Origin of the sequence: Acinetobacter sp. ESBL14 (assembly GCF_036668815.1) — a bacterium.
In the GTDB taxonomy this organism is placed as follows: Bacteria; Pseudomonadota; Gammaproteobacteria; order Pseudomonadales; family Moraxellaceae; genus Acinetobacter; species Acinetobacter gyllenbergii.
In genome coordinates this window covers 1-22,649 of record NZ_JAZEVS010000007.1, presented here as the reverse complement: position 1 = coordinate 22,649, position 22,649 = coordinate 1, and the positions used below count along the sequence as shown (strand labels likewise).

Here is a 22,649-nt window from a genome sequence, read left to right as displayed (position 1 = left end):
CTTAGCGCTCTACTGACTCAGCCCAGCTTAGTTATTTTGCATCCTGTTCCAGACTTTAATGGCATCACTGGTGGCTTTTACATCATGTGCCCGTACAATATTAGCACCCTGCTGAATACTCAATACATGCCCCATTACGCTTCCAACCGCTCGCTCCTGCGCCGGTACACCATCTAAGGCCTCTCCAATAAAACGCTTCCGCGACAGACCCGATAAGATTGGATAGCCCATTCGATTGAGTTTCCAGAACTCATTAAGTAATTGGAAATTTTGCTGTGCATTTTTAGCGAAGCCAAAACCAGGGTCAATGATGATATTTTCTTTTCTCACCCCAACTGCAACTGCTTGATCTAAGCGTTGTTGCAACTCCTGAATCACCTCTTCAGTCACATCGTGATATTGATCCAGTTGATTCATATTAGTAGGTTCACCGCGCATATGCATTAAGACCACAGGGATATTCAACTCAGCTGCGGTTTCTAAAGCCTGTGGGCGAGTTAATGCACGGACATCATTCCAGATATGCGCACCAGCCTGTACGGCTGCACGCATCACTTCAGGCTGACTGGTATCAATCGAGATGATCACATCGTATTTAGATAATGCTTCAACCACAGGAATCACACGGCGAATTTCTTCTTCTAAAGCAACGGGTGATGCATTGGGACGAGTTGACTCTCCTCCAATATCAATAATGGTTGCACCATCTTGCATCATCTGCAACGCATGTTGAATGGCTTGGTCTTTTTGATGATGTTGCCCACCATCACTAAATGAATCAGGCGTGACATTTAAAATTCCCATCACTTGGGGTTGGGAGAGGTCTAATTTAAAACGGCCACACTGTAACTGACATTGTGCTAAGGGCATCAATTGCATCAAAATGCTCCACATTGGAATCGGCTTATTTTAACAAGACAGAGATTGCTGCATAGCTGATTTATTTTCAGTTTAGGCCATAATCAAGACAAAAAAAGAGCGACCGAAGTCGCTCTTTTTATTTTATCTTGGATTAACCCATTGCTGGTAATGGTGGTGGCGTCGATGGACCATCTTTCGGTGGTTCAAATGCAGCCACTGGATTATCAGCAACATAAACTTTAGGTGGTTGTGGTTCACGCCCTTCCATAATGTCACGGATTTGATCACGATCGATTGTTTCCCAATCCATCAAGGCTTTTACCATGGCATGTGCGATATCTTTGTTATTTTCCAAGATATCACGTGCAACTTTGTACTGTTCATCCAAAATACGGCGAACTTCTTCATCTACTTTTTGTTGTGTAGCTTCAGAAATGGTACGGCTACCCACATTACCGAAGAAACCATTTTGGTTTTCATCTTCATATACCATCACACCAAGGCGATCTGACATACCATATTTGGTTACCATTGCACGCGCCATTTTAGTTGCACGTTCAAAGTCGTTAGATGCGCCAGTCGACATTTGGTTAATGAATACTTCTTCAGCAATACGACCACCAAACAAGATTGAAAGTTCATTCAACATCTTATCTTTATAATGGCTGGTCTGATCTTGCTCAGGCAACTGCCAAGTCACACCCAATGCCCAACCACGTGGCATGATCGTTACTTTATGCACAGGGTCTGTACCTGGCAAAATTTCAGCAACAATCGCATGTCCTGCTTCATGGTAAGCCGTTGCACGACGTTCTTCTTCACGAATCACCATCGATTTACGCTCAGGACCCATGTAAATCTTGTCTTTCGCATCTTCAAAGTCATGCATATCCACCGTGTTTTTATTACGGCGAGCAGCAAACAATGCAGCTTCGTTGACCAAGTTTGCCAATTGTGCACCAGAAAAGCCCGGTGTACCACGTGCAAGTACTTTAAGATCTACACCTGTCACTGAAGGTAATTTCTTCAAGTGAACATTCAAGATTTGCTCACGACCACGGATGTCAGGTAAACCAACCATCACTTGACGGTCAAAACGGCCTGGACGAAGCAAAGCTTTATCCAATACGTCTACACGGTTGGTTGCAGCAATAACGATAACGCCTTCATTGCCTTCAAAACCATCCATTTCAACAAGCATTTGGTTCAAGGTTTGTTCACGCTCATCATGACCACCCCCTGTACCAGAACCACGATGACGACCAACTGCATCAATCTCATCAATAAAGATGATACATGGCGCATGGCGTTTTGCTTGTTCAAACATGTCACGAACACGTGAAGCACCGACACCGACAAACATCTCAACGAAGTCAGAACCCGAGATACTAAAGAATGGAACTTTAGCTTCACCCGCGATTGCTTTCGCCAATAATGTTTTACCTGTACCAGGAGGACCAACCATCAATACACCACGAGGAATGGTTGCGCCTAAGCGTTTGAATTTGGCTGGGTCTTTTAAGAAATCAACGATTTCAACCACTTCTTGTTTTGCTTCGTCACAACCAGCAACGTCACTAAATGTTAACTTGATTTGATCTTCAGATAACATTTTTGCTTTTGACTTACCAAAACTCATAGGACCGTTTTTGCCACCAGCACCACCGCCCATATTACGCATGAAGAACATGAATAATAAGATGATGAGCAATACTGGGAAACTCGCAATGAGAAGTTGCATCAAAATGCCTTGACGTTGTGGCGCTGTGCCCTCAACCACTACATTTTGTTTATTTAAGCTTGGTAGCAACTCAGTGTCTTCGACTTGTGGACGAACCGTCTCAAATGAAGAACCATTGGTTTTTTCACCATTAATATTTAAACCGTCAATTGTGACTTGTTTAATTTGCCCAGCGTTCACCGCTGCAACGAAATCAGAATATTTCATCGCTGCAGGCTTATTGCGGTCACTGACGTTGCTAAAAATCAAAATCAGAACACCGAGTATGATGAGCCACAATACGGCATTCTTGAAGTAATCGCTCAAGGCTTTATTCCCATATCAATCTAATTTGATCATACCTAATCTTGGCTGACCTTCACAAAAACAGCAATGAATTTGCTTTGCAAAAAACTTAAAAGGTACAAAATGCACAATTTTTAACAACTTGGCAAGTACACTTTTATTGCAATGCCTTTTTACGACCTTGACCAATCAAAAAAACCTCTTTCGATCGAGCACGTGAAGCCGCAGGTTTGGCTGTTTTTAATACATCAAAACTATCGACCACTTGTTTTCTGAACTCATCGAATCCTGTCCCTTGGAACACTTTAACAATAAACTGTCCGTTTGGTCCGAGTACTTTTTGAGCAAAATCCAAAGCCAATTCACATAAGTAAATTTGACGAGGTTGATCAACAGCCCTATTACCTGATGTATTGGGGGCCATATCTGAAATTACAACGTCTACTTGACGTCCATTTAAAATATTTAACAATTTTTCGAAAACTTCTTCCTCACGGAAGTCACCTTGCAAGAAGGTCACATCTGGAAGAGCATCCATTGCCAAGATATCTGAAGCAATGACTAAACCATTTGAGCCAACCAGTTTACCGGCAATTTGAGACCAACTACCTGGCGCAGCGCCCAAGTCGACAACCGTCATCCCAGGCTTGATCATTTTATATTTTTCTTGGATTTCAAGTAACTTATATGCCGCGCGTGCGCGATAACCTTCCTTTTGTGCTTTCTTTACAAAAGGGTCATCTAAGTGCTCTCGCATCCACACACGACTGCTTTTAGACAATTTTTGATTGGTAATGCGTGTCGCCATAACTCACTAAATTTCAAAAAACTTCTGATGAGTCATTGTACGTGAAAATTACTCTCATTACAGTACGGATGTACTTCATTCACACGAACTTTTACAGATTTTTTTCGATCATCACCATTGGTTATTTCGGCAATTTTCACAGATTTGTTTCAAGTGACTGTCTGCTGAATCTATCTTAGAAACGGGATGCAAGTTATACTAGGTCGTTTTCCCAATCAGGTATTTTTAATGGCGGCTTTATCTATCCATGAACGTAAACGTTTACGTCAAATTGGTCATGCACTTAATCCAGTGGTAATGGTTGGTGGCCAAGGTCTTACAGAAAACGTCATTGAAGAAACAAATCGTGCGCTAAATGATCACGAATTGATTAAAGTGAAAATTGCGGGTGAAGACCGTGATGCGCGTGCTGCAGTGATTGATGCCATTATTGAAGCAACAGGTGCGGAATCTGTACAGAAAATTGGTAAAATTGTTTTGCTTTATAAAAAAGCAGCAAAGCAAAACCAACACCTGTCTAACTTGGTTCGTTTTGCTCATTTAAATAATAAGTAATTACGATGGCAAGTTATGAACTGTCTGCTTTTGATCGCTTTAGCGCCATTACGGTGGTTGGCGCGATTGAGCAACAAACACCAGCAACACTGAATGTTGGTTTTTGGGTTCGTGACCCAAATCAATTTTTGATTTACCCAGATCAAGTTGCAGCGAATCCACGCCATGACTTTTTATGGGAACAAACTTGCTATGAAATTTTTGTGGGTGTGAAAGATCAGGATTTCTATCGTGAAATCAACCTTTCCCCTTCTCAAGCTTGGCAAGCTTATCAATTTGAAGAATACCGCTTCCCAGAAGATATGCCGCCCATTGCCGCATATGATATTGAGTTGAATCATTTACAACGTACGCATTACGGTTTGAATGTCAGTTTAGATCTGTCGCAATTTATGCGTGAGCATCAACTCAAATGGGCTGATCTGTATATCGGTTTAACGGCCGTGTTAAATACCACTCAAGGTATGCATTATTTTGCAATGCAACACAGTAGCCCTCAAGCCGATTTCCATAACAAGCGCGATTGGTTACATCAGTTTTAATATCTTAAGCATAAAAAAAGCGAGAAAAATTCTCGCTTTTTTTATCGCTATGCCAAATTAGCTGGCACGTACTTTGTTCCAAGCTTCAACTGCTTGTTCTTTGGTACGTTTAAAGCTACCCACTAAAGTATCTTTATGCTTCACTGAAATCTGGCTAATGTCATCTTTCAATTCTTTGCTGACTTTAGTCAGATCTTCAATCAATGCATTTAGTTCTGTTTTCAATGCATTTTTCAATTCAAGCAAGTTACCTTGAGATGAATTAAGTTGAGTTTTAATCACCTCAATACGCTCTAAAAGATCTTGCTTGATTTGAGTCAATTGATTTTGAATGTTCTGGTTCAATTCTTTCGCTTCAGTCTCAATTTTCTCTTGAGTTTCAGCAAGTGCTTCTTTAACTTGACCCTGAGTTTCAGCAATCACTTCTTTTGCTTGCTCTTGAGTCTCAGCAATGACCTCTTTTGCCTTCGCTGTTTTTTCTGCTACCACTTCTTTCGCTTTTGCAGTTTTCTCAGCAACCACTTCTTTGACTTCAGCAGTCTTTTCAGCAACAGTGTCTTTTGCTTTTGCAGCTTTTTCCACTACAGCATCTTTCACTTCTTCAGCAGTTGCAGCAGGAGTTGTTTGATTCGCAGCCATGTTGATTACCCTCTTTATTGATTGTTGATTTTTTGGCTAGATATAAGATAAAACCACGGCCCCTCAAACTCAAAAAAAATTGTCTGACAATTTGCATAATATCTCAGAATATCGATAGAAGGATGATTGATATTGCAATAGACATTGCCCTACTGATGCTTATAAAAGAAATTGCTGAATTGTGACTTTAATAAATAAAACACATAGACTTTTCACACACTCATGCGTATAATGCGCTGTTAAGTTACAAGCGAGCAGACTGGAAGGAGGGGCATGTTTTTTTAAGACGGCCTGCCTTTTTTTATGTCTACTCGCTTTTTTACAGCCCTATTTTTGTGGTCTTAGTTCAGGAGCTTTGGTTTGAGCACCCCCGCCATTTTAGCCCTCGCAGATGGAACGATCTTTAAAGGAACGTCTATCGGTGCATCGGGTAGTACGACTGGTGAAGTCGTTTTTAATACAGCCATGACTGGTTATCAAGAAATTTTGACTGACCCAAGCTACGCGCAACAAATTGTGACGTTGACTTATCCTCATATTGGAAATACTGGCTGTAATAGTGAAGACGTTGAATCAGGTCGCATCCATAAAGTATGGGCGAATGGTTTGATTATTCGTGATCTTCCTTTATTACACAGTAACTTCCGTGCTGAACAATCACTGAGTGAATACTTGGAACAACACAATGTTGTTGCAATCGCTGATATTGATACCCGTAAATTGACACGTATTTTGCGTGACAAAGGTGCACAAAATGGTTGCATCCTTGCTGGCGAAAATATTACAGAAGAAGAAGCAATTGCCAAGGCACGTGCATTCGGCGGTTTGAACGGTTTAGATCTTGCAAAAGAGTGCTGTGATCCTGAAGGTTTCGAATGGACTGAAGGTTCTTGGACTTTAGGTCAAGGCTTTACTCAACCAGAATTTAAATTTCATGTTGTTGCATACGATTATGGTGTCAAAACCAACATCTTACGTATGCTCGCAGACCGTGGTTGTAAATTAACAGTTGTTCCTGCGCAAACCCCTGCTGAAAAAGTACTCGCATTGAATCCAGATGGCGTGTTCTTGTCAAATGGTCCTGGTGACCCAGCAGCATGTGATTATGCGATTGAAGCAGTGAAAACCATTGTTGAAACCACAACACTACCTGTATTCGGTATTTGTTTAGGTCATCAAATTTTAGCGCTTGCTTCGGGTGCGAAGACCATGAAAATGAATCACGGTCACCACGGCGCCAACCATCCTGTACAAAATCTTGAGAATGGTACAGTGATGATTACTTCTCAAAACCACGGCTTTGCTGTCGATGAAAGTACCTTACCTGCAAACTTAAAAGTGACACATCGTTCACTGTTTGACGGTACAAACCAAGGTATACATCGTACTGACAAACCAGCATTCAGCTTCCAAGGTCACCCTGAAGCTAGCCCGGGTCCACATGACTGTGCTCCATTGTTCGATCATTTCATCGAACTTATTGAAGCCGCTAAGAAGTAATTAAGGAGCGAATAATGCCTAAACGTACGGATATTAAAAGCATCTTAATTATTGGTGCTGGTCCTATTGTCATTGGTCAGGCGTGTGAGTTTGACTACTCAGGTGCGCAAGCATGTAAAGCGCTTCGTGAAGAAGGTTACCGCGTTATTTTGGTGAACTCTAACCCAGCGACCATCATGACTGACCCTGCAATGGCGGATGCAACCTATATCGAGCCAATCACTTGGCAGACAGTTGCACAAATCATTGAAAAAGAACGTCCAGATGCAGTCCTGCCAACCATGGGTGGCCAAACTGCATTGAACTGTGCCCTTGCCCTAGACGAGCACGGTGTTCTTGAAAAATATAATGTAGAATTGATTGGCGCATCAAAAGAAGCGATTGAAAAAGCAGAAGACCGTAAACTGTTTGATATCGCGATGCGTAAAATTGGTTTGGAATGTCCGAAAGCAGCCATTGCAGAAACAATGGAAGAAGCTTTGGCGATCCAAGCGGGCTTCGGCTTCCCAGTGATCATTCGTCCATCATTTACGATGGGTGGTTCTGGTGGCGGTATCGCTTATAACCGCGAAGAATTCCTTGAAATCTGTGAACGTGGTTTCGACCTCTCTCCAACGCATCAGTTACTGATTGATGAATCATTGATTGGTTGGAAAGAATACGAGATGGAAGTTGTTCGTGACAAAAACGACAACTGTATCATCGTCTGTGCAATCGAAAACTTCGACCCAATGGGCGTTCACACAGGTGACTCAATCACGGTTGCACCTGCTCAAACATTGACAGACAAAGAATACCAATTGATGCGTAATGCATCGGTTGCAGTTCTTCGTGAAATCGGTGTAGAGACTGGTGGTTCAAACGTTCAATTCGGTATTAACCCGAAAGACGGCCGTATGGTTGTGATCGAGATGAACCCACGTGTGTCACGTTCATCTGCACTTGCATCTAAAGCAACAGGTTTCCCAATTGCGAAAATCGCAGCGAAACTTGCGGTCGGTTATACCCTTGATGAATTGAAAAATGACATCACTGGCGGCGTAACACCAGCATCTTTCGAACCGTCGATTGACTATGTTGTGACCAAGATTCCACGTTTCAACTTCGAAAAATTCCCACAAGCTGAGCCTGTATTAACAACTCAGATGAAATCTGTGGGCGAAGTGATGGCAATTGGTCGTAACTTCCAAGAATCTGTACAAAAAGCACTTCGTGGTCTTGAAGTGGGTGTCAGTGGCTTTGATGAAAAAGTTGAAGCTGGTACAGCCAATGCTAAAGACATCATCTTAAAAGAGCTTAAAGTTCCAGGCCCAGAGCGTATTTGGTATGTTGCCGATGCATTCCGACACGGTTTCTCTTTAGATGACGTATTCGAAGCAACCAAAATCGACCGTTGGTTCTTGATTCAAATCGAAGACATCATTAAAACTGAAGCACAAGTGAAAACTTTAGGCTTTGGTGATTTAAACGCTGACAATATCCGTTCATTCAAGCGCAAAGGTTTATCTGACCTGCGTATTGCTGACTTGATGGGTATTTCACAAAAGCAATTCCGTAAACAACGTTGGAACTTGGGTGTTTATCCAGTTTACAAACGTGTTGATACCTGTGCAGCCGAGTTTGAATCGGGTACTGCTTACATGTATTCAACTTACGATGAAGAATGTGAAGCAAATCCATCAAACCGTGACAAGATCATGGTCATTGGTGGTGGTCCTAACCGTATTGGTCAAGGCATCGAGTTTGACTACTGCTGTGTACACGCTGCGCTTGCAATGCGTGAAGACGGTTATGAAACTATCATGGTGAACTGTAACCCTGAAACGGTTTCAACTGACTATGACACATCTGACCGTTTATACTTCGAACCAGTAACGCTTGAAGATGTACTTGAAATCGTACGTACCGAGAAGCCTAAAGGCGTGATCGTACAGTACGGTGGTCAAACACCATTGAAATTGGCACGTGCTTTGGAAGAAGCAGGTACCCCTATCATTGGTACATCTCCTGATGCAATTGACCGTGCAGAAGACCGCGAACGTTTCCAGCAAATGATTCAACGTTTACAGCTTCGTCAGCCAAACAACAGCATCGTAAAATCTGCTGAAGAAGGTATTTCTGAAGCAGCTAAAGTGGGTTACCCACTGGTTGTTCGTCCATCTTATGTATTGGGTGGTCGTGCAATGGAAATCGTCTATAACGAAGAAGAACTTAAACGTTACCTTCGTGAAGCAGTACAAGCGTCGAATGAAGCCCCTGTCCTACTTGACCGTTTCCTTGACGATGCAACAGAAGTTGACGTGGACTGCGTATCTGACGGTAAAGATGTTGTGATTGGCGGGATCATGCAGCATATTGAACAAGCGGGTATTCACTCAGGTGACTCAGCATGTTCGATTCCTCCATACTCGCTTTCTCAAGAAGTACAGGATGAGATGCGCCGCCAAACGGTTGCAATGGCAAAAGAACTTGGCGTTATCGGTTTGATGAACGTTCAGTTTGCGGTCAAAGGCGACGACATTTATGTACTTGAAGTGAACCCACGTGCATCACGTACCGTTCCTTTCGTTTCTAAATGTATTGGTGACTCTTTAGCAAAAGTTGCGGCACGCTGTATGGCGGGTCAATCGTTGGAATCACAAGGTTTCACTCAAGAAATCATTCCAACTCATTTTGCAGTTAAAGAAGCTGTATTCCCATTCGCCAAATTCCCTGGCGTAGACCCAATGCTTGGGCCTGAGATGAAATCTACAGGCGAAGTGATGGGCGTGGGTAAAACATTTGGCGAAGCATTCTATAAAGCGGTGCTTGGTTCAAATGAACGTTTACCAGGCTTACCAACTGAAGGTGAAGTGAAGCATGCCTTCTTATCGGTTCGTGAATCAGATAAGAAATACATTGCCAATATCGCGAAACAGTTGATCGAGTATGGCTTTAAGCTTGTAGCAACCAATGGTACACATCGTGTACTCAAAGAAGCAGGCATTGAGTGTGAAGCAGTGAATAAAGTGACCGAAGGTCGCCCGCATATTGTTGACCGCTTGAAAAATGGTGAAATTCATCTTATTGTCAACACAACTGAAGGCAAACAAGCTCAGTATGATTCTGCCATGATTCGTCGTGCTGCCCTCCAAGGCAAGGTGTATTACACCACGACAATTAACGGTGCTGAAGCAGTTTGCCAAGCATTTGCTGTGAAATTGCCAATGGATGTATACCGCTTGCAAGATTTACAAACTGTAGGTTAATTCTCTACCGATAAAGTCCCGTCACCTTATCGGTGGCGGGCTTTTTCTTTTTTTAATCCTGTATTTTCCCAACCAATTTAGAGGGGACCAGAATGCAACGTTATCCTATGACTCCCGAAGGCAAGGTTGCCTTAGAGAAAGAATTACAACAGCTCAAGACAGTGGATCGCCCACGTATTATCCAAGCGATTGCTGAAGCTCGTGAACACGGTGATTTAAAGGAAAATGCTGAATATCATGCTGCGCGTGAACAGCAAGGTTTCTGCGAAGGTCGTATTCAGGATATCGAAGGTAAACTGGGCGCAGTACAAGAAATTGATGTCAAGACGCTTGAGCAAAATGGCCGTGTTGTCTTTGGCGTGACCGTAACCATTGAAAATCTGGATACCGAAGAACGTAAGACTTATAAGATTGTCGGTGATGATGAAGCAGATTTTAAAATCAATAAAATCTCAGTGAACTCACCGATTGCGCGTGGTCTTTTAGGTAAAAATGAAGGCGACGAAGCAAAAATTCAAACACCGCAAGGTGAAGTTGAATACGAAATCGTAAGTGTTGAATATCTTTAATATTTAACAATAAATAAGCCTCCTATTGGAGGCTTATTTATGAACCTTGAATAGATTTTATGTAATTATTGAACTGTTGAACGATATCTGGATTACCATCGAAATATTCCTCAAAAAAATAACGATGGGTTAAAAACTCTGGTGGAGTGATATAGTACTCTCCATCTTCATATTCTTGTTTAATCCAGTTTTTAGAAATTGTTGGATCGGTGATTTCAAATAAATTTTTATCGAATAAAATTGGTTCCATCCGTTCATTGAATAAACGAAATGTGCTATCGCTGATTTCGAGCACCTCATATTCTTTGCCAATCATTAATGCATGTTGTTTCACGACATCATCATAAATATCATCGCTTTTATTTTTAAGTACCCTTACTTTCATTATTTTTCCTTAAAACTTATAAAAATATATAGCAAATGTAAACACATTCCCCATGATAAGTTTGCTCACTATCCAACGCGATGTCATTCTAGAGTTTATATTACCCAATCAAATTCAAGATGTGTGATTTGGCTGTGGAAATTTTCCTCCAACTCGCATTCTCTGCTCATTTAAAAGCTATAATGACGCAGCTTTGTTTCGGTATTTTGTCTCAGTTATGGAATCATTAATCAACTCCCCTGTTAAACATTGGTGTGAGTTCGAGTTTATTGCTAAAACGGTAAACAATCCGAATATCCATATCAAAGGCAATTATTCTTATTATTCGGCTTATTGGGATCAGGGGTTTGAACGCTGTGTGGTGCGCTATCTGCATGACAAGGTAGCTACGCCTGAGAAGCCCATTGACCAACTGCATATTGGCAACTTTGTCTGCTTTGGTGCGGAATGCGTGATTATGATGGGTGGCAATCAACTGCACCGCCCAGACTGGATTTCAACTTTCCCATTTGATACACGTAGCTTTCAACCTGCTGGTGATACAGTCATTGCTGATGGTTGCTGGATTGGCAGCCGTGCCATGATCATGCAAGGCGTTAAACTGGGGGAAGGTGCTGTGGTAGCAACAGGTGCAGTGGTGACGCAAGATGTACCGCCTTATGCCATTGTCGGTGGTGTGCCAGCCAAAGTGATAAAATATCGTTTTCCTGAACAAGACATCGAAAAACTGCTTTCCCTCAGACTGTATGACTTAGATGAAAAGCAAATTTTAAAAATGCGTGAGCAGTTGCAGACAGATGATGTGGATGCACTGATTCAATTCTTTGAGTGTGATTAAGACTACTTTTATAGATAAATCATAATGATATACGTCTTTTATTTTATGGAAATTTCATCTATTCTTAAATACATCCAAGCTTAACCATAATGCTATAAATAATAACTATCCCTATAAAAATGCTAGGTTTTATTTTCTTAACAACAGGTTTAATATAGAAATATAGTCTGTATTTTAAACAACTTTTTATTCTGAAATTCAATGCAAAATCATAAATATAAGGAGTATCCCTCATGGCTTATCAAAAAATTTTAGTGGCGATCGATGACTCTGAAATTGCAGCAAATGTCATTCGAGAAGCAGCACAACTGGCCAAAGCCTTAAACAGTGAACTGACGGTTGTAGAAGTGATGACTTTAGATCCTTATCTTGCAGATGCCTATATTCGTATGGGACAAAGCAATGATTTGATTGAACGTGTTAGAGGTTATGTTCAAGAGAATTTAACGAAAGCTGAGCAAAAATTTGAAGAACACGGTCTAACCGTTGCAACACAAATTTTGGAAGGTTTTTCAGTCCATCAAGAAATTATTGGCGCAGCGCAAAACCTAGGTGCAGACCTAATTATTATGGGTTCACATGGGCGTACAGGTTTTAAACAATTTGTACTCGGTAGTGTGGCACAAAAAGTTTTAGCAGAAAGCCATATTCCAGTATTAGTTGTACGTTAATAATTTATATTGATTATTTAGAAATATTAAAAAAGCATGATAAATATTTATCATGCTTTTTATTGTTTTATTACTGAGCTTTTAATTGATTGGTTTTGCTTTTTCTAAAACCTCTTCAGAAAGCACATTCGTTGAAACAATCGTTAATGATTGACCATTCGCTTGGAGATTTTCTTTGTTTAAGTCGTTTAAAACAACGTTGGTATCTTTTGTATTTAAACTATACATCGCCCCAGTCGCAGGATCGATAATTAATAAACCGATTATGCCACCAAATAAAATATTCCCGATATACCAGCCATTCATGCTCGAAGTAACTTTGATTTCTTTCTTTTCATAGCCTTCTTTTTCAAAAATAACTGTATATCTTTCAGGAACAAAGAAACCAGCACCACGATTCAGACTTACCGTTACAGGTGCTTTTCCAACATGAATTTTCTTGCCATCACGATTTAAAATCGTAATATCACTGAGTTCAGGTGTACTTTGGAACGTCATGGTTTGGGTTTTACCCGAGATAATACTTGCACATCCAGATAAACTCAGTGCAGCAACCCCAAAAATAACAGACAGTTTTTTCATTTAAATACCAAAATCATTTCAATGTAATTTTATGTATCCAGATTGTAAATAAACCGTAAGCTAATTTCAATATTAAATCTGATCGTCCGAAACTATTTTAAGGCTGCCAAGCAAATATTTTTAAACTGACCTTGCCATTTAATAAATATACCCCTTCTGCCTCTAATAAACTTTGCTGAACATTTTCACCTTTCTCATTGATTCGAGACACACTGATCTTGCCTTGTGAGTTAATGACGCGATACCAAGGAATCTCACTGTCTTTATCTAAATGCTTGAGTACATAACCCACTAAACGCGGATGTTTAGGCAGGCCTGCTAACTTGGCAATTTGCCCGTAACTTGCCACTTTTCCATAAGGAATTAAGGCAATCACTTCTAAAATTTGCCGATGTAGTTCATTGGTATCTTGCACCATACAAGCTCCAAAAATCTGCTAAGATAATCAAAATCATGCGAAAAGCCAGCTTTACAATAATTAAAACGCAACCATTTGAGAGAACAAAAAATGCGGTTAAAAATCACGGCCCTGACACTATTATGTCTGATCTTTAGTGCATCTTGTACCACTCAAAAAGCCCCGATAAAAAAATTACCCTATCAGTATCCGCTGGATGCCGAGCATTTGCCTGTGGTCAATGTTAGTTTTATTGTGACCAGCAATCGCCCAGAAGTAACAGCCCTAGATCGTAAAGCACAAATGTATAAAGAATTGGCGATTTTAAATCGCTATTTTGTTGATGAAAATAATCAAAAAATCTTTAAGTTTAAAATTCATCGTTACTATTCTTACCAAGATTTTAGTAAACGCAAATGTGACCTTGCCAATCAATTAAGCCAATCCAAAGCCATCGTTCCAGACAATTTACCTAGTGCGGTCAGAAGCTGCTTCCCTCGCCGAAAGAGTAAGGAAGTGCTGTTTATCATTTATGATTCTTATGGCGAAAAATTAAAAGATGCCGATATCACCAGTTGGGGATTCCGCAATCAGGGACAACCCTTTATTTTGATTGATTGGCAACGACTGAATTACCAAACTCAAGCTGCCAGTATCCATGAAATGGGACACGCCTTTGGTCTCAGTCATGTTTGCTCACCTAAAGCCACCAAGACCACACCGACCAATATTATGAGCAGTTATGATTGTCGCTTAGGCAGTGGTGGCTTACGCAATCTAGGTTTTAACAAAGAACAACTGAACATCATGCTCAACAATTACAACCAATATCCTTAAAAACAGAGCTGAAGATAATGACCTAAGTCATCCTGCCCAACAATGTAGTTTGCTGGATCTAGTTGATGGGTCAATAATGATTTTGCCTGTTCAAATTGCAATTCATCAACAACGCGAGGTTGCCAAAAGGTCTCGCGATTATGGGTATAGATTGGATATAGTCTTAATTGAGATTCAGTTAAATTGATTCGCACAATTGCCCCATACGGCAAGGCCTGATATTTTTCAAAATCACCGTTACTGTTAAACACCCCATTACCAATACCAAAAATAACGGGCTTTTGATGAATGGATTGTATCGGCTGGATAGTATGAGCGCCATGACCAATCACCACATCAGCCCCAATCTGAGTCAGGACCTTAGCCAGTTTTTCTTGCTCAGGATGGATTGATTTAAAATCCACTCCCCAATGACAAATCACCATAATTTTATGGGTTGGATGTGCTAAACGGTATTGCATCAGCTGTTCAAATAAAATCGCATTGAGACAGGCCACCCCAACACTGTTACCGAGTGCATAAAAATCATAGTCTTGATAGGCTGGTCGTCTATGCCAATAGCCATTAAAAATAGCCAAGCATTGCCCCTGATTATTTTTAATTTCTAGACATTGATGTGCCTGTTGTTGATTTTCACCTGCCCCAATAAAATCAATCTTGGCATGCTCTAGCTGAGTTAAAGTATGCTTTAGACTGGCTTCCCCAAAGTCTTTTAAATGATTATTGGCCAAACACAAGGTATTGAGATGAATACGTTTAAATTCAGCCAGGGTTTCCTGAGCTTTTGCCCCCAAAATATAGGCTTTTCTTCCATCTAAAACTGAGTTTTCTTCAAGATTAAAAACCGCTTCTAGATTAGCAATATTAATATCATCAGGGCCAAAAAATTGTTTAATTGCTCGAAAAGAATGGCTATAACCATAACGTTGCAAAGCATCATCAACGCCTTTATTTTTTCTTTTCTGGGTATAAAACTCCCCTAAATAGGTATCACCAATGAGATTAATCCATTCAGTTTTGGCTTGTAGTTGTTTAGTTGGCAATAACCCTTGTTGGAAATAATGATAATAAGGGACTAAATGATCAATTCGATGTAGCTGATCTAAGAGCAGAAAAATACCTAAGCTCTGATTCTCATGGCGATAAGAAAAAAAGTAATCGTGTTTTTGATCCTTGAGATAAAGCACTGCATCCAGCTGTGTACAGCTTGATAATGAATGGATCGGAACAATCTCCTGCCCATTGATCTTGAGTGCTTTGACAAAAACCTGCTTCAGCAATTCAATCGGCAGATTAAAGATGGATTCCGCCAAACCATAGAGTTTTTGCAGGGTGTTTTTGGTCGCATTAGGTTGATGTTGCATGCTCAATCCAAACTGCCCTGCTTTACTGGCGATTTCAATTTCTGCCTGTTGCCAATTTCCAAACAGGCGGCAACCCAAAAGCTGTTGGGCAGCATGATTTGGGCTAAAACTGAGATATTGCAATAACTGTAAAACTGAATTGCTTGGGTTCCAGATCAAATCAGAGGAATCCGTTTGCTTCACTTGGAGAGTTGAATCAACAACTATCAGATCTTCGAGTTGTAACTGGCCTTCAACAACTGCCTCTAAAGCTAAATATAATAGAATCCAAGCGGAGCAATCCGCTGTAATTTCTGTCTGCCAAATGGCATGCTGGAAGTTTTCATTGCCTAGCTGGCTGATGATTTTGATTTCTTGAGACGTACTCATCAATTTCACCCTCAAGCTTCAGCTTCAAAATGCTGAACATAGGCGACATAACCTGAAAGATTATGTTCTTGGTCATCAATCCGTACACGAAAACGATCATGCCTCACATAGAAAGCATTCAATACTTTATCTGGCCGTGCCATATACATGGCCACTTCTGGATAGAAAAATCCTGTGCGCTGGAACTCAGCCCGAAACTCAATCAGCTTTTTAAGATCATCAAACTGTGCCTTTTCGAACAAATCTCCTAAACCTAGTGCTCGAAGTCGAACAACCATTTGATACGCTGCCATCATCATTTCCAACAAAGTGGCATAGGCCGTTTTACGGTTACGGATAAATACCAGATGCCTTAAATAATTATTCAGGCCAAACTGGAAATATTTTTCTTCAGGGCAAATTTTGGTTAGTTCATTGCTACAATAGCTGAGCCAGTGATCATGATAACGATCATATTTTTTTTCAATGAATCGTTCAAACATGCATTTGACAGTTTGCAGTAATTTTTGCTCTGCATGAAGTTGATAAAGACGTAGTAAGGCCAAGGCTGCTTCACCATCATAATAAATGATGCGGAATTTTTCTTTAATCTCATAGCTTGGGTAATGTAGTACATGTGTAGTTTCACCAGCATCATTGACCATCGATAAAACACCATTGGCTAAGGCCTGCGCATAAACTAGATAGCGATCATCACCTGTGACTTCTTGATATTTGCTAAGCATTAAAATCGCTGCAGCATTGGCCCCTAGCTTAATTTCATCTAGGCCTGTGGCTTCATTACCGTCCAGCATATACGCCAATTTCGTCTGTTTCTCGATATAGAAATGCTGCAAAGCATAATCAATCGCCAACTGAATTTTTTCGATATCGGCCTGATGTGATTGAATTGCTAAAGTTTCGAGCAAGGCATACACCGACGTACAATGTCGCACTGTATTGTAGCTTCGGATTTCACGGTCATAGGCGGGGAAAAAACCATAAGCGAATCGCCCATCTCGTTGGATTTGCTGAAAAAGAAATTGTGCATTCCCTTCAATCATTTTTTTTAAATGCTGCTTTTTCGGTTCCAGTAGATAACGCACACCATTTTCAGTGAACTGACTGCGCAAAGGAATCAACTGCCCTGCCTCATAAATCACAGCATAAGTATCAAAAGTCCAAAGCTGTTGGAGTTGTTCAAGTTTAATACGGTGCTGCTGATTCGGATATTTTCTTAAAAGGCTATTATTTAAGTTTTTTTCATCAAGAAAATTAGGGCTGTTATAGCTCAGCGCACGAATAATGGCTCTGCCATATAGCTCTTGCTCTAAGAAGCAGCAGTTAAAATCTGCATCGAAACTGATTCCTTTACGATAATGATTATTATGGAATTGGTTTTTTAAAGTCTGTTCAAGATTTTGCCAATTTTCTTGTTGGATATTAAAGGCAATATCAAATTTTAGAAATGTAGGCAGCTTTTCAGTTACAGCGATTTTTTGCTCAAGAAAATTAAATAATTGCATTTGAATATCAGCAGAATCTGAGCAGGATGAGTTCCAGACTTGGCAACGTTGTGTGTGTTCTCCATAGGAACAGAAAATCACCGCTTTAGACACATCAATATGCGGCTGTACTTGCTTAAAAAAGTGTTCACTCAGCAAATGTGTCAATTGTTCAAGTGCTGAAATCGTTGTAATGCTCATATCTTTGGTTTTTAGAATTTTTAAGTGTTTTACACACCATATCACATATTTTTATGATCTTCTCAAAATGAAAAAGAGAACCCGAAGGCTCTCTTTTTTTAAAGTGAAGGATTTGGATTAGTAAATGATTTGTCCATTATTCAACAAATCATTCAGCGTTAACGGTGCTGTAATATTTGTGAGCTGTAACAATGGAGTTTCGGTATAGGTACCTTCAATCAATACGCCACCATCACGGTCTACACTGATCGTTGCAGTTTGTGTACCTGCATCGTAGCTCACCGAAACATATTGACCAATGGTTAGACTGTTTTGAGTACCAATCAACAAGTTACTTAAATCAATCTTATCCGCTTGATCATCTGTCGCTGTATTACCGACATGGAAGTCAGTCCAGATGTCTACACCACCACCTGTTGTATTACCACCTGTTGCATTGGTAACGCTCGCAGCGGTCAATGTGTTATAGATCAAGGTGTCAGAACCATTACCCAATGTGAAGACATCATTTGCAGACGTACTCACCACCAAACTATTCAACTCTTGACTCAAGTTAATCGTCAATGAAGAGGTGTATTCACTGCCATCAATCACAGAAACCAACTTGTAATCGATTACATCAGATGTTGCATTTGCAGCACTATCAAATGGTTTGTAGAAGTAAGAACCATCATTGTAGAGATACAATGTACCTTCACCTGTATTCACACCCTGACCAGCAGCTAACTCATAGCTACCTGTTGTTGAGTTAAAGACATGCAGTTGGGTACCCTCAGCAACATCATTCGTTAATACATTACCTGTAATCCAATCTGTTTGACCGTCTGGTATGTATTGGTTTAGATGCGTAGCTGTTGTAGTGACAACTGAGTCTAGAGTTACCACGCCTAAGGAAATCAAGCTAGATAAGCTAAAGACCACACGATAAGTTCCTTCTGACAGATGAGGGATATCTGCAGAGAATGCTGGAGCACCCAACACACCGGCTAAAGCCGTCGCCGAACCCGAATATGCAGTATCAACCCAAGACGCGCCAACCAATTGCTGAATTGTATATCCAGTCGTTGGGAAAGCAGACAAGCTTAATGATGCCGTATAATTCAACTGCACATGAACATCACTTACAGTATTAGCAGCAATCACAAATTGGTTAGATGTCACAGTACTGCTCAATACAGGAAGCGGTATTGGGAAACCAGCTAAATTACCGATGGTCACATTACCACTTGTTACATCTACAACAGGATCAGTGACATGCTTCATACTAATGGTTGCATCGTCAGTATCAGCAATAACCGAAGGTGCTGGAAGTGTTGCATCTGCAGAAGGATCTGCGATGTTCCAATTCACATCAACATCAGGTGAACCCACCTGGATATGTAATGTAGCGGTATCGGTTCTACCTGTTACAGGATCTACGACGGTGTAGGTGAAACTATCCACTTTACCGACATTCGCCATATTCGCTGTTGCTTGGTAAGTATAAGTACCATCTGAACCAATTGTTAATGTTCCATATGCACCAACAATCGTTGTTGGAACACCAACAATAACACCTTCAACATTGCCATTTTCTGATGTCACTGATGTCACAACAGTCGTGGTGGTAATATAGTCTGGCGTATAGTTTGGACCATATATCGCTGAGTCACCATCAGCAAGGACATTGCCTGTGATTGGATCAACAACCAATACTGGCGGCTGAGTAATATCACCATGATTCAATGTGATATCCGCAGTGACATTACCTAAAGCAGTCAGAAGTGTATTGCTTTCCATGAACAGCTCGTAAGTACCTGCACTCAAGTTATCAACCTTGAATTGAACTTCGGAACCAAAGATACCTAACAGATCAAGTACACCCGTATTGGCACTGTCAGCAATCACTGTACGACTACCGTCTGGATTGACTCGTGTTAATACCACATGTAAGCCATCGACAATCGTTGCCACTGAACCAAAGTTTACAGAGATAATCGCATCAGTAAGATGACCTGGATCTACGTCAAATGTCGCTGTACCTTGTTTAGTACCGATCACAATACCGCCAATACCGAGTAACCAGTTATAGCTAATCGCATTATCAAGGACTTCTGTGGTGACAGGATAAACCATGTCAATTTCAGCCGAAGCAACATTATCCATTGCATCCACTGGAACTGGACCTGTAATCACAGCAGGTTGAGATGGATCTGCTGGATTCCATGTCATATCGACACCGTTACTATCCAAGTGAACATAGAGAACCGCTTGTGAAGTATTGCCTGTAACAGGATCGAGTAAGGTATAAGTAAACTGGTCAACCTGTCCAAGATTTAAACCATTCGCATTTGGTGTGTAAGTGTAGTTACCATCTTGATCAATCACCAAGTTACCGTATGTGCCCACAATAGTGGTTGTACCTGTTGCACTTACTGGATCACCATTCACCATTGAGATGACAGCATTGCTGCTCGCTGCATCAACTGCCCCATTAATACCCACATCTTTGATGACATTGCCAGAGATTGGTTCAACAGAATATCCAGCAATAACATATGGATTATAAACATCCATTGTACCTGTTAATGTTCCGCCTAAGCCTACACCCAACAAGCCTTCATAACCGATAAAGGCACGATATTGACCAGCTTCCAAACCTTCAATCACCGCAGTTGCCACCCCACCAATGAGGGATAAATCAACCAATGTTGCTTCTGGATTAGTGCCACCAATAGAGACCCACTGTCCTGTTGTTGCATCATATTTTTGAACAACCAGCGAGTAATCACTCAAGAGGTTCGCAGTCAATAATCCGCTGAAAGTAAATGTTGCTGTACCTTCACGATCAGCATCAACATTGAATGCAACAGTGGCATCACCCAGCAATTGTAAATTTAATCCAGCCAGAGAAACAGCAGCGAGATAACTTGCACTTCCAAGGGCTACATCATCAGCAACTAACAATGCTTCTGGATTAATTTCCGCAACAGCAAGGTTATCTGATGCTTTCACTGAACTTAATTGGATGTTCAATGTCGCTTGAGCCGTATCACCCGTTACAGGATCTCTTAAGGTATATACAAACTGATCAGTTTGACCAATCCCTACCGCATTTGAGTTCGGTGTATAAACATATGAACCATCGAGATTGATAACCAGATCACCGAAAGCACCAGTAATTACAGTACCATCTGCTAACACAGGTTGACCATTTACTGCATTAATCACAGTTGTTGGAGTAACCACATCAGCTTGACCACTATCATTGAGGTCTACAATCACGTTACCCGTAGCCGTTTCTGTGTAGAATCCGCCAATTTGAGTGGTATCGTAGATATCCATTGTCGCAGTTAAAGTACCAAGTAAGCCGATACCTGCAAGGCCTGTATAGGTCATAAACGCACGATATTGACCTTCTTCAAGACCATCTAGAGCTACACCTGGGGTCGAACCTAGTAAAGTCAGTTTAATAATATCGGCTTGGCCACCGCCATACACTGAAGTCCATTGACCCGTCACAGGATCCAATTTCTGAACCACAAGTGAGTAATCAGCCAGTGCGTTCACACCGATGAGTGCACTATAGGTAAATGTTGCATTACCTTCTTGATTTGCCGCCACACTAAAGCCGATTGCTTCAGAGCCGAGTTGTAAATCAAGCCCTGCAAGTGAAACAAGTGCTAAGTATGTTTTGCTACCAAGTAGTGCATCATCTGAAATCAGCAATGGTTGAGGAGCAAGTACTGCCGTATCAAAATTATCGAATGCAATGATTGAGCTAGAAAGCGTATAGGTTTGTGCGTCTTGAAGCGTACTACTATTACCAGCTGTATCTGTAAAGGTTGCTATCGCCTCGATCGTTAAATCTGTATCGGCGGCAAGTTGACTACCTAGAACGCCTATGCTCCAAGTACTTGTTAAAGGATCAACCACTGCGGTGTAATTGGTTCCATTTACATTCACTTGAACTGAAGTTATTACTGCATCAGCTGGAATCGTCAAGGTACCAGTCAATGTGACTGTACCTGATACTTCCGCTGCATCGAGAACATTGTCTCCAGTGATTGCATTAATTGCAATTGCAGCAGTCGTGATATCAGGAGGTGTAATATCAATGGTTACTGATGAATCAGCGCTATCAATATTGCCCTGTGCATCGACTGCTTCTGCATGAATCGCTAATGAGCCATCCGCCAAGACTGCAACTGCTGCTGTGATGTAGCCATTGACGAGATCTGCGGCAGTCACGGTGAAGTTGTTGCCATTTACGGTCACCACTGTACCAAGCACTGCATCTGGTCCCAATGCCACGCGTGCATCGAAGCTACCATCCGCACCTAATTCAGTCGCATTCAAGATGCCGTCACCGTTTAAGTCATCTGGCACTGTGATTGCACCAATCAAGTCAGCTGGCGATGTATCCACGGTAATGGTCACATCTGCATTCGCTGTATCGATGTTACCTTGAGCATCTACAGCTTCTGCATGGATGGTGATCGGGCCATCGCCTGTCACTGCAACTGCTGCTGTGATATAGCCATTGACGAGATCTGCGGCAGTCACGGTGAAGTTGTTGCCATTTACGGTCACCACTGTACCAAGCACTGCATCTGGTCCCAATGCCACGCGTGCATCGAAGCTACCATCCGCACCTAATTCAGTCGCATTCAAGATGCCGTCACCGTTTAAGTCATCTGGCACTGTGATTGCACCAATCAAATCAGCTGGCGATGTATCCACGGTAATGGTCACATCTGCATTCGCTGTATCGATGTTACCTTGAGCATCTAC

18 protein-coding genes are annotated in these 22,649 nt (G+C 41.2%); 8 read left to right on the top strand and 10 right to left on the bottom strand.

The genetic code is table 11. The annotated features are described in order from the left end of the window. Positions 1-27: 27 nt before the first annotated feature. The 3 genes from folP to rlmE form a co-directional block, all read right to left on the bottom strand. Complete coding sequence (gene folP / locus V6E90_RS18210) at positions 28-879, bottom strand: dihydropteroate synthase (RefSeq protein ID WP_016543041.1); 852 nt, start codon at positions 877-879, stop codon at positions 28-30. A gap of 133 nt (positions 880-1,012) precedes the next feature. Then, complete coding sequence (gene ftsH / locus V6E90_RS18205; RefSeq protein WP_016543040.1) at positions 1,013-2,908, bottom strand: ATP-dependent zinc metalloprotease FtsH; 1,896 nt, start codon at positions 2,906-2,908, stop codon at positions 1,013-1,015. Positions 2,909-3,044: 136 nt separating this feature from the next. Further along, positions 3,045-3,695 (bottom strand): 23S rRNA (uridine(2552)-2'-O)-methyltransferase RlmE, encoded by a 651-nt coding sequence (gene rlmE / locus V6E90_RS18200; RefSeq protein WP_016543039.1) that lies wholly within the window; start codon positions 3,693-3,695, stop codon positions 3,045-3,047. Positions 3,696-3,923: 228 nt separating this feature from the next. Between rlmE and yhbY the strand changes: the two genes are divergently transcribed. Together yhbY and V6E90_RS18190 are read left to right on the top strand one after the other, a co-directional pair. Continuing rightward, the gene (gene yhbY / locus V6E90_RS18195) at positions 3,924-4,250 is read left to right on the top strand and encodes a ribosome assembly RNA-binding protein YhbY (protein WP_332606224.1); all 327 of its coding nucleotides are present in this window, start codon (positions 3,924-3,926) and stop codon (positions 4,248-4,250) included. A 5-nt stretch (positions 4,251-4,255) separates the two neighbouring features. Continuing rightward, positions 4,256-4,792, top strand: coding sequence for a DOMON-like domain-containing protein (locus tag V6E90_RS18190; RefSeq protein ID WP_065343479.1), 537 nt, complete (start codon positions 4,256-4,258; stop codon positions 4,790-4,792). A gap of 57 nt (positions 4,793-4,849) precedes the next feature. Here the strand turns inward: V6E90_RS18190 and V6E90_RS18185 are convergent, their stop codons facing one another. Continuing rightward, positions 4,850-5,431 carry a hypothetical protein gene (locus V6E90_RS18185; RefSeq protein ID WP_016543037.1) on the bottom strand — a complete coding sequence of 194 codons (582 nt, stop codon included), beginning with the start codon at positions 5,429-5,431 and terminating at the stop codon, positions 4,850-4,852. Between the two features lie 360 nt (positions 5,432-5,791). On the opposite strand from V6E90_RS18185, the gene carA reads away from it, so the two are divergent. The 3 genes from carA (at position 5,792) to greA (ending at position 10,748) form a co-directional block, all read left to right on the top strand. Next, positions 5,792-6,931 carry a glutamine-hydrolyzing carbamoyl-phosphate synthase small subunit gene (gene carA / locus V6E90_RS18180; protein ID WP_065343480.1) on the top strand — a complete coding sequence of 380 codons (1,140 nt, stop codon included), beginning with the start codon at positions 5,792-5,794 and terminating at the stop codon, positions 6,929-6,931. Positions 6,932-6,945: 14 nt separating this feature from the next. After that, a complete protein-coding gene (gene carB, locus V6E90_RS18175; protein ID WP_016543035.1) occupies positions 6,946-10,179 on the top strand; it encodes a carbamoyl-phosphate synthase large subunit in 3,234 nt (1,077 codons plus the stop codon). Positions 10,180-10,271: 92 nt separating this feature from the next. After that, positions 10,272-10,748: a transcription elongation factor GreA gene (greA, locus tag V6E90_RS18170; RefSeq protein WP_016543034.1), complete on the top strand. Its 477-nt coding sequence runs from the start codon at positions 10,272-10,274 to the stop codon at positions 10,746-10,748. 37 nt (positions 10,749-10,785) lie between these two features. Here the strand turns inward: greA and V6E90_RS18165 are convergent, their stop codons facing one another. Next, positions 10,786-11,133: a hypothetical protein gene (locus V6E90_RS18165; RefSeq protein WP_332606120.1), complete on the bottom strand. Its 348-nt coding sequence runs from the start codon at positions 11,131-11,133 to the stop codon at positions 10,786-10,788. A gap of 217 nt (positions 11,134-11,350) precedes the next feature. Between V6E90_RS18165 and V6E90_RS18160 the strand changes: the two genes are divergently transcribed. Together V6E90_RS18160 and V6E90_RS18155 are read left to right on the top strand one after the other, a co-directional pair. Beyond that, the gene (locus V6E90_RS18160; protein ID WP_332606119.1) at positions 11,351-11,971 is read left to right on the top strand and encodes a CatB-related O-acetyltransferase; all 621 of its coding nucleotides are present in this window, start codon (positions 11,351-11,353) and stop codon (positions 11,969-11,971) included. Between the two features lie 233 nt (positions 11,972-12,204). Continuing rightward, a complete protein-coding gene (locus V6E90_RS18155; protein WP_016543031.1) occupies positions 12,205-12,642 on the top strand; it encodes a universal stress protein in 438 nt (145 codons plus the stop codon). 81 nt (positions 12,643-12,723) lie between these two features. Here the strand turns inward: V6E90_RS18155 and V6E90_RS18150 are convergent, their stop codons facing one another. Together V6E90_RS18150 and V6E90_RS18145 are read right to left on the bottom strand one after the other, a co-directional pair. After that, entirely contained in the window at positions 12,724-13,224 is a 501-nt protein-coding gene (locus V6E90_RS18150) for a hypothetical protein (RefSeq protein WP_016543030.1), read from the bottom strand. A gap of 97 nt (positions 13,225-13,321) precedes the next feature. Continuing rightward, the gene (locus V6E90_RS18145) at positions 13,322-13,642 is read right to left on the bottom strand and encodes an MGMT family protein (RefSeq protein ID WP_016543029.1); all 321 of its coding nucleotides are present in this window, start codon (positions 13,640-13,642) and stop codon (positions 13,322-13,324) included. A gap of 90 nt (positions 13,643-13,732) precedes the next feature. On the opposite strand from V6E90_RS18145, the gene V6E90_RS18140 reads away from it, so the two are divergent. Continuing rightward, positions 13,733-14,458, top strand: coding sequence for a metalloprotease (locus V6E90_RS18140; protein ID WP_262758318.1), 726 nt, complete (start codon positions 13,733-13,735; stop codon positions 14,456-14,458). Here the strand turns inward: V6E90_RS18140 and V6E90_RS18135 are convergent. From V6E90_RS18135 to V6E90_RS18125, 3 genes are all read right to left on the bottom strand, one after another. After that, the gene (locus tag V6E90_RS18135) at positions 14,455-16,191 is read right to left on the bottom strand and encodes a CapA family protein (RefSeq protein ID WP_332606118.1); all 1,737 of its coding nucleotides are present in this window, start codon (positions 16,189-16,191) and stop codon (positions 14,455-14,457) included. The genes V6E90_RS18140 and V6E90_RS18135 overlap by 4 nt on opposite strands. A gap of 11 nt (positions 16,192-16,202) precedes the next feature. Continuing rightward, positions 16,203-17,876 carry a poly alpha-glucosyltransferase gene (locus tag V6E90_RS18130; protein WP_065343484.1) on the bottom strand — a complete coding sequence of 558 codons (1,674 nt, stop codon included), beginning with the start codon at positions 17,874-17,876 and terminating at the stop codon, positions 16,203-16,205. A 117-nt stretch (positions 17,877-17,993) separates the two neighbouring features. Further along, a partial coding sequence (locus V6E90_RS18125) for a beta strand repeat-containing protein (RefSeq protein WP_332606117.1) occupies positions 17,994-22,649 on the bottom strand: 4,656 nt, incomplete at its 5' end.

Bases quoted from the DNA above. Each gene is read 5' to 3' on its own strand.
- folP (WP_016543041.1), bottom strand. From the start codon at position 879: ATGCAATTGATGCCCTTAGCACAATGTCAGTTACAGTGTGGCCGTTTT.
- rlmE (WP_016543039.1), bottom strand. From the start codon at position 3,695: ATGGCGACACGCATTACCAATCAAAAATTGTCTAAAAGCAGTCGTGTG.
- yhbY (WP_332606224.1), top strand. From the start codon at position 3,924: ATGGCGGCTTTATCTATCCATGAACGTAAACGTTTACGTCAAATTGGT.
- V6E90_RS18190 (WP_065343479.1), top strand. From the start codon at position 4,256: ATGGCAAGTTATGAACTGTCTGCTTTTGATCGCTTTAGCGCCATTACG.
- V6E90_RS18185 (WP_016543037.1), bottom strand. From the start codon at position 5,431: ATGGCTGCGAATCAAACAACTCCTGCTGCAACTGCTGAAGAAGTGAAA.
- carB (WP_016543035.1), top strand. From the start codon at position 6,946: ATGCCTAAACGTACGGATATTAAAAGCATCTTAATTATTGGTGCTGGT.
- greA (WP_016543034.1), top strand. From the start codon at position 10,272: ATGCAACGTTATCCTATGACTCCCGAAGGCAAGGTTGCCTTAGAGAAA.
- V6E90_RS18165 (WP_332606120.1), bottom strand. From the start codon at position 11,133: ATGAAAGTAAGGGTACTTAAAAATAAAAGCGATGATATTTATGATGAT.
- V6E90_RS18160 (WP_332606119.1), top strand. From the start codon at position 11,351: ATGGAATCATTAATCAACTCCCCTGTTAAACATTGGTGTGAGTTCGAG.
- V6E90_RS18155 (WP_016543031.1), top strand. From the start codon at position 12,205: ATGGCTTATCAAAAAATTTTAGTGGCGATCGATGACTCTGAAATTGCA.
- V6E90_RS18150 (WP_016543030.1), bottom strand. From the start codon at position 13,224: ATGAAAAAACTGTCTGTTATTTTTGGGGTTGCTGCACTGAGTTTATCT.
- V6E90_RS18145 (WP_016543029.1), bottom strand. From the start codon at position 13,642: ATGGTGCAAGATACCAATGAACTACATCGGCAAATTTTAGAAGTGATT.
- V6E90_RS18140 (WP_262758318.1), top strand. From the start codon at position 13,733: ATGCGGTTAAAAATCACGGCCCTGACACTATTATGTCTGATCTTTAGT.
- V6E90_RS18135 (WP_332606118.1), bottom strand. From the start codon at position 16,191: ATGAGTACGTCTCAAGAAATCAAAATCATCAGCCAGCTAGGCAATGAA.
- V6E90_RS18130 (WP_065343484.1), bottom strand. From the start codon at position 17,876: ATGAGCATTACAACGATTTCAGCACTTGAACAATTGACACATTTGCTG.